This window comes from Shinella kummerowiae, assembly GCF_009827055.1.
Taxonomy (GTDB): domain Bacteria; phylum Pseudomonadota; class Alphaproteobacteria; order Rhizobiales; family Rhizobiaceae; genus Shinella; species Shinella kummerowiae.
In genome coordinates, this window is the sequence record NZ_WUMK01000025.1 from 1 (window position 1) to 6,814 (window position 6,814).

The 6,814-nt window shown below is 58.7% G+C and carries 7 protein-coding genes; 5 read left to right on the forward strand and 2 right to left on the reverse strand.

Annotation, left to right across the window (positions count from 1 at the left end):
- Positions 1-33: 33 nt before the first annotated feature.
- Positions 34-474, reverse strand: a complete 441-nt coding sequence (locus GR138_RS29955) for a MerR family transcriptional regulator (protein ID WP_023517540.1) — start codon at positions 472-474, stop codon at positions 34-36.
- Positions 475-572: 98 nt separating this feature from the next.
- Between GR138_RS29955 and GR138_RS29960 the strand changes: the two genes are divergently transcribed.
- Genes GR138_RS29960 through merA form a run of 4 tightly spaced genes read left to right on the forward strand, consistent with a single transcriptional unit; the run spans position 573 to position 3,002 of the window.
- Positions 573-986, forward strand: a complete 414-nt coding sequence (locus tag GR138_RS29960; RefSeq protein ID WP_003501072.1) for a mercuric transporter MerT family protein — start codon at positions 573-575, stop codon at positions 984-986.
- Between the two features lie 16 nt (positions 987-1,002).
- Positions 1,003-1,290 (forward strand): cation transporter, encoded by a 288-nt coding sequence (locus GR138_RS29965; RefSeq protein WP_010661778.1) that lies wholly within the window; start codon positions 1,003-1,005, stop codon positions 1,288-1,290.
- An 11-nt stretch (positions 1,291-1,301) separates the two neighbouring features.
- Entirely contained in the window at positions 1,302-1,559 is a 258-nt protein-coding gene (locus GR138_RS29970; protein WP_003501076.1) for a hypothetical protein, read from the forward strand.
- Positions 1,560-3,002: a mercury(II) reductase gene (gene merA, locus GR138_RS29975; protein WP_003501078.1), complete on the forward strand. Its 1,443-nt coding sequence runs from the start codon at positions 1,560-1,562 to the stop codon at positions 3,000-3,002. It abuts the gene before it with no gap.
- Between the two features lie 36 nt (positions 3,003-3,038).
- Here the strand turns inward: merA and GR138_RS29980 are convergent, their stop codons facing one another.
- The gene (locus GR138_RS29980; RefSeq protein WP_003501080.1) at positions 3,039-3,626 is read right to left on the reverse strand and encodes a recombinase family protein; all 588 of its coding nucleotides are present in this window, start codon (positions 3,624-3,626) and stop codon (positions 3,039-3,041) included.
- Positions 3,627-3,781: 155 nt separating this feature from the next.
- Here GR138_RS29980 and GR138_RS29985 point away from each other — a divergent pair, with 155 nt between their 5' ends.
- Positions 3,782-6,757, forward strand: a complete 2,976-nt coding sequence (locus GR138_RS29985; protein ID WP_003501082.1) for a Tn3 family transposase — start codon at positions 3,782-3,784, stop codon at positions 6,755-6,757.
- Positions 6,758-6,814 lie beyond the last annotated feature (57 nt).

Consider the following 6,814-nt stretch of genomic DNA (forward strand, 5'->3'; position numbering starts at 1 on the left):
GGGGTCAGAACAAGAGCTGCTCGAAATCGTACGCTAAGCTTGAACGGAGCGGGAACGCTTGATTGACCGCATTTCAAAAAGGGCATCTATGACCGGACATTCTGGAACCTGATCGCCGGTGCATTGCGCCGCCATATTCGACATGGCCCGCTCCAGACGCCGCAGATCGGCGATTTTCTGACGGATATCTTTCAAATGTTCGATGGTGAGCGCATGGACCTCCCGGCAGGTGTAGGTATGCCCATCGACCAGGCGAAGCAGGCCGCGCAACTCGTCCAGGCTGAAGCCGAGTTCACGGCCGCGCCGCACGAAATGCAGCCGCCTTGCGTGTTCAGTTGTGTAGATACGATAACCCGCTGCGCTGCGGGCGGGCTTCGGCATGACGCCGATTTTCTCGTAATAGCGGATCGTCTCTATGTTGACGCCGCTGCGCTCGGACAGCACGCCGATCGAAAATTCATCATTCTGTGTCATCACATAGCTCGCACAAATCCGTGAAAATTTCTCGCTTGACCCTGTAGTCGCTACAGGCACTAGGGTCACGATAGATCAATTGCGGGAGCATGTGAACGATGATGCAGGATGAAACACGGACGCTGGCAAATACAGTCACAGAGCCAGCCGAAAAGGGTTTTGATCGGGCAGCATTGCTGTCGGTCGGCGGCATCGTTGCGGCACTGGGCGCAGCAACCTGTTGCGTGCTGCCCTTTGCCTTGTTCTTCGCTGGCATCAGCGGCGCGTGGATCGGCAATTTGACCGCGTTCGAACCCTACCAGCCTGTGTTTATCACGATCGCGCTCGCCTGCCTCGGCTACGGTTTCTATCTCGTCTATCGCAGGCCGAAGGCGGCTGAATGCGCCGAGGGTTCCTACTGCGCGCGTCCATCATCCCATCGGAACGCCAAGATCGGCCTTTGGGTCGCAACTGTCTTGATCATTATCGCCGTGGGCTTTCCCTACGCCGCCCGCCTTGTCCTCGATGCTTAATCCCAAGGAGAATCTCATGAAAATCCTGCCCCTCATTGCTCTTACTGCGTCCCTGCTGACGGGTGGTCACGCTTTTGCCGCCGAGCAGACCGTAACCTTGAATGTTGCCAATGCCACCTGCGAACTCTGCGGCCCGATTGTGAAGCGGGCGCTCAGCAACGTTCCAGGCGTGCTCGATGTTGATGTATCGGAGGCGACCGGCGCGGCGATCGCGAAGGTGCGCTTTGACGACAGCCAGACGAATGTCGCCGCGCTGATCACCGCAACCACCAATGCTGGCTATCCGTCCGGCGTTTCGCAGTAAGGAGGTTCAGCATGACAGATGGAAAGTTCATCGGCCTTGGCGGAGTCGGGTTTCTCGCCGTCATCTGTTGCGCCGCGCCATTTCTTTTGGTCGCCGCTGGCTCTTTTGGCTTTTCCGCATGGTTCGCAGCGGCCGGCTATGTGCTGATCCCGATCGCTCTCGCCGCGATTGGGGCGTCCGCACTTTATCTTTACCGGCGTCGGCGTTCCGCCTCATCAGCGGATGCCAATTGCTGCTCGATGAATAACAAGACAACAAAGGTGAATTGAATGTGTGAAGCTTGCGACGTTCCAACTTCCAACAAAGGCAACGGCCGTTATGATCTTGTGGTCGTCGGAGCTGGCTCGGCCGGTTTCTCCGCCGCGATCACGGCCGCCGAACTAGGCGCCCAAGTGGCTCTTGTCGGGCATGGCACGATCGGCGGTACATGCGTCAACATCGGCTGCGTGCCCTCGAAAGCCCTGATCCGGGCCACGGAGGCTGTACGTCACGCCAACGATGCGGCTGCCCGGTTTGATGGGATCGAAAGCGGCGCGCGCGTGGTTGATTGGGCCGCTCAGATCGCCCAGAAAGACGCTTTGGTTGCCGGTCTGCGACAGGCGAAATACGCTGATCTGCTGCCGGAGTACAACAATGTGGTCTACCACGAAGGTCCGGCCCGCCTCGTTGACGGCGGTGTCCAGGTCGCGGGCCAGCACATCGGCTCCGAGCGAATTATCATCACCACCGGTGCGCGTCCGGCGTTGCCGGGGATTCCGGGGATCGCTGACGTATCGCCGCTCGACAGCACGACAGCGCTCGCCCTGACCGAGCTGCCACGCTCGATGATAGTGCTTGGCGGCGGCTACATCGGCGTGGAGCTTGCCCAGACTTTCGCACGGGCCGGTGTCGAAGTGACACTCGTGTTCCGCAGCCGGCTTCTGCCGGAGGCTGAACCCGAAATCGGCGCTGCGCTTGCCACCTATCTGGCCGATGAGGGGATTAAAATCGTCAGCGGCATTACCTACGAGTCCGCCCGCAAGACCGATGATGGTGGTGTTGCCCTCGCCATCGCGCGGGACGGACGTCCGGAAATCTTGACTGCCGAGCGGATTCTTGTGGCGACGGGACGCCGCTCGAACACTGAAGCCCTTGGGCTTGCTGAAACCGGTATAGACCTGACACCGGCCGGGGCCATCATCGTTGATGATCGCATGCGCACCTCGAAGGCGGGCGTCTATGCCGCCGGCGATGTAACCGGAAAAGATCAGTTCGTCTACATGGCCGCCTATGGCGCAAAGCTCGCCGCCAAGAACGCATTGAACGGCAACAGCCTGAGTTACGACAACACCGCAATGCCCGCCGTGGTCTTTACCGATCCGCAGGTGGCGAGCGTCGGCATGACCGAAGCGCAGGCGCGGGCTGCCGGACATTCGGTTCGCACCTCCGTCCTTTCCCTCGACAATGTGCCGCGGGCGCTGGCGGCGCGCGACACGCGCGGCCTGATCAAGCTGGTCGCCGACGGGTCAACCCGGAAACTCCTTGGCGCTCACATCCTTGCACCAGAGGGTGCTGACAGCATTCAGACGGCAGCCTTGGCCATCCGCTGCGGCCTGACGATCGATGATCTCTCGGAGACGATCTTTCCATATCTGACGACTGTCGAAGGTTTGAAGCTTGCGGCTCAGACCTTCGACAGGGATGTGAAAAAACTGTCCTGCTGCGCGGGGTGAGGCGAAAGGGAAACGGGTGCCTACTCAAGTCACGGCTTAAACGGAGCGGTCGCCCTCGATCCTGACACGCATGATGGTCTGGCGGCTGGTGTCAAATTTTCTGGCGAGTGCGGAAACGCTCATCCCGCCCGCCAAATCCGAGAGAACATCCAATTTCTGCTTCTCATTGAGCCGAGCGGGACGGCCGAGGGTCTTGCCTTCCGACTTGGCTCGTTTGAGGCCCGACTGCGTGCGTTCGATCAGCAGATCACGCTCGAACTGAGCGACGGCATTGATGACGCTCATCGTCATCTTCCCGGCGGAACTCGCCAGATCGACGCCGCCGAGGGCCAGACAATGGACCCGCACGCCCAGCTCCTCCAGTTTCCTGACCGTCGTACTGACATCGATCGCATCTCGGCCGAGCCGATCGAGCTTGGTGACGATGAGCACGTCCCCGGCTTCGAGTTTATCCATCAGTCGCGAGAAACCCCGGCGCTGCGCAATGGCGACGCTGCCCGAGATGGTCTCGGTGACTATACGGCGTGGCTCGACGTGGAAGCCGGCCGCTTCGATTTCCTGAATCTGGTTTTCGGTGGTCTGTCCGGTCGTGGAGACACGGACATAGGCAAAGGTGCGTGGCATAAGGTTCAATTTCGTCCGAATAGGTTGTCCGAAAGGTGATGCCTGTCCACAAATAAGTCAAGATAATTTGTGGACAGGGTGATTTAGGCCTGTACGCAAACGACCGTTTCCGGACATGCCCGGAACCATCGACGCAAGTTTGTATGGAGTAAAAAATGGCGCGGCGGAAGTTTCTCAAAATTCAGGATCAACAGGAGCTGTTCGGCGTACCGACCGATGAGGATAGTCTGATCCGTCACTACACTCTATCTCCATCGGACCGGCTGGAGATCGAAGTCCGCAGGCGAAAACATAACCAGCTCGGCTTTGCTGTCCAGCTTTGCATGATGCGGCATCCGGGCCGGGCTCTCATGGTGCACGAAATTCCGCCGAGGGCGATGCTCAATTATATAGCCGAACAATTGGATGCTGATCCGGAGAGTTTCCGTTCCTATGCCAGGCGGGAGGAAACTCGCCGCGAGCATATCGCGCATTTGCTTTCCTATTTTGGAAAACGAACAGCAACAGCACAGGACCGGCGCGCCGCCTTACTATCCGCCGTCGAAACGGCGACCGCAACGGACAAGGGCCATTCTATTGCCCAAGCTATTGTCACCACGCTGCGGGAGCGGAAGGTGTTACTTCCCGCACCTGACACAATAGAGCGGATCGGCTTTGCCGGCCGCGTAATAGCCCGCCGTCGCGCCGAGGCTGCCCTGATATCGGGCCTTTCAGCCGAAAAGCTCCAATCCCTCGATGATCTTTTGACGGTTGATCCCGAGATACGACAGACGCGATTCCATTGGCTGCGATCTGCGCCAGATGCTCCGGGAGCAACCAACCTGGTCACGCTGACCGACAGGATCGCTTTCATCCGCGCGCTCGATATCGATCCCCGACTACAAGCCCGCATCCACTCCGGTCGCTGGGAGCAGATGGTCCGGGAGGGCGATGTGACACCGGCATGGCTTGCCGCCGACTTCAACGCCAGTCGGCGGCGCGCGACGATCATCGCGCAGATCATCAAGCTTGGGCAAAAGCTCACCGACGCCGCAGTCACCATGTTCATCAAGCTGATCGGCAGGCTGTTTTCGCAGGCGAATAACCGCAAGAAGCAGCGCCATGTGAACACCCGGATGGAGACGGCTAAGGCACTACGGCTGTTTCTCGACACGATATCGGCTCTTCAGTGCGCCAATGACAATGATGAAGATGCAATTGAAACGCTCGACCGCCACGTCGGCTGGCATCGCTTGGTGCAGGCAAAGCCGACGCTTGCGGCGATGGTGGAAGACAATGACGCCTCACCCTTGCTTATTGCAGCTGAGCAATATGCCAATGTTCGCAATTATGCAGGCCGGTTCCTCCTGACCTTCACATTCCATTCAAGTCGTCGGTATGATCCTTTGCTGGCAGCGATCGAAACACTCAGATCCCTTTACGCGGAAGGAAGGCGCGTGCTTCCCGAACGTGTCCCGATCGCTCATCTCGGCGCGGCGGAGCGTAAACTGATCTTCGGGCAGGCAAAGGCCGATCGCCGTCTCTATGAGATTGCAACACTGGCAGCGTTGCGCGAGCGGCTTCGTTCGGCCGACATCTGGGTCGAAGGCAGCAGGGCGTTCCGGCCGATAAATGAAAATTTCATGCCCCGCCCTACTTTTACCAAGCTGAAGGAAACTGACCAGCTTGGGCTCGGTGTGCAGCGCGACGGGGTGGCTTGGCTCACCGAAATGCAACAATTGCTGGACTTCAATCTGAAACGTCTCGCCCATCGCGCCCGCAACGGCAAACTTGAAGGCGTCCGTCTCGATGCCGGAACCCTGATTGTAACACCGCTGGCGAGCGAAGTGCCCGCTGCAGCCGATGAACTAAATATCGAACTCAGCGAAATGTATCCGCTTGTCGAAGTGCCGGATCTCTTAAGAGACGTGCATGAGTGGACCGGCTTTGCCGACCAGTTCACCCATGTTCGAACGGGCGATTCACCGCAAAACATTCCGGCCATGCTCGCCGGCACGCTCGCGGACGCCACCAATCTTGGCCCGAAACGTATGGCCGGAGCCTCCAAGGGGATCAGCGCCCATCAGATCGGATGGATGCGCATGTTCCATGCCCGCACGGAAACCTATCGCGCAGCGCAGGCATGTGTGACCGACGCCCATGCGCGTCATCCCCACGCCCAGCTCTGGGGAACAGGGACGACCGCATCATCTGATGGTCAGTTCTTCCGGGCCAGTGATCGTGCCGCCAAACGCGGTGATATCAACCTGCATTATGGCAGCGAGCCAGGCTCGAAATTTTACAGCCACCTTTCCGATCAGTACGGCTATTTCAGCATTCTGCCGATCAGCCCGACCGAGAGCGAGGCAGCCTATGTTCTCGACGGCCTGTTCGACCACGACACCATCCTGGAGATCGAGGAGCACTTTACCGATACCGGAGGTGCGAGCGATCATGTATTTGCCCTCTTCACTCTGATCGGAAAGCGTTTTGCGCCTCGGCTGCGCAATCTCAAGGACCGGAAGTTCCATACTTTCGAAAAGGCCGACTCATATCCAGCACTGGCCAACCATATCGGCGCGCCGATCAATACCGCCCTCATTCTGGAACACTGGGATGACCTTCTCCATCTGGCGGCATCAATCACGACACGCTCTGTTGCGCCCTCAATGATCCTCAAAAAGCTGGCGGCATCCTCGAAACCGAGCCAGTTGGCGAAAGCCCTGCGTGAGCTCGGGCGCATCGAGCGATCCCTGTTTATGATCGAATGGTATTCCAACCCGGCACTTCGCCGGCGATGTCAAGCCGGTCTTAACAAAGGAGAATCCGCCCACAAGCTCAAGCGGGCCGTTTTCTTCCATGAGCGCGGCGAAATCCGCGACCGATCGTTCGAAAGTCAGGCATTCCGTGCCTCGGGCCTCAACCTTGTCGTCAGCGCCATCGTCCACTGGAATACCGTTTATCTCAGCCGTGCCGTAGCCCATCTGCGTCAAAGTGGTCGAACTATCCCCGACATATTGCTCAAGCATGTCTCGCCACTCAGCTGGGAGCACATAAATCTCACCGGCATCTATTCCTGGGACACCGAGCAGCAGATGCCCGAAGGCTTCAGGCCATTGCGACTTCCTGGAAGAATCCTCCGCGCTGCATGACGTTCCCGCTCCGTTCGGTCTTAGCGTACGATTTCGAGCAGCTCTTGTTCTGACCCC